1 protein-coding gene is annotated in these 701 nt (G+C 69.7%); it reads right to left on the minus strand.

The window, feature by feature from the left end; translation table 11 throughout:
• On the minus strand, positions 1–602 hold a 602-nt coding region (locus AC1DY5_RS57755; RefSeq protein ID WP_478123060.1), incomplete at its 3' end, for a response regulator.
• Positions 603–701 lie beyond the last annotated feature (99 nt).

Consider the following 701-nt stretch of genomic DNA (forward strand, 5'->3'; position numbering starts at 1 on the left):
GTGATCACTCTGCCGGCGTTGGCCACGAGTACGCCGAGCAGTCGGTATTCGGTGGGCGTGAGGTGCACTTCGACACCCSCGCGTCGCACGAGYCGGGCCGGACGATCGACCTCGATTTCGCCGAARCGGAATGCTGGCTCRSASCCACCATCGCCTKGTGCGCCGCCTCCTGCTGCACGCGGGCGGCGCAGGGCGGCACGCACGCGTGCCAGCAGCTCGCCGGTGCCGAAGGGCTTGGTCAGATAGTCGTCGGCGCCGGCATCGAGGGCCGCGATCTTGTCGGCTTCCTCGGTGCGCGCCGAGAGCACGATGATCGGCACCCCGGACCAACCACGTACATCGCCAATCAATGAGATACCGTCGCCATCCGGCAAGCCGAGATCAAGCACCACCAGGTCAGGCTGGCGCGTGCCGACGGCTGCGAGCCCCTCGCGCAGCGTGCCGACGGCTGCGAGCCCCTCGCGCAGCGTGCCGACGGCTGCGAGCCCCTCGCGCAGCGTGCCGACCTCATGGACCTGCCAGCCTTCGGCCTCCAGCGCACCCCGCACGAAGCGGCGGATCTGCGGCTCGTCTTCGATCACGATGGCGACAGGGCTGGGCATGGCAGTCAGGACGAAGGATCGATAGCCGCGGGCGGGGTGCGCCTCGGCAGGGTCACGCTGAACTCGGCACCGCCGTCCGGCGCATTCGCCGCGATGATC

The organism is Variovorax sp. P4_D9 (assembly GCF_056401695.1).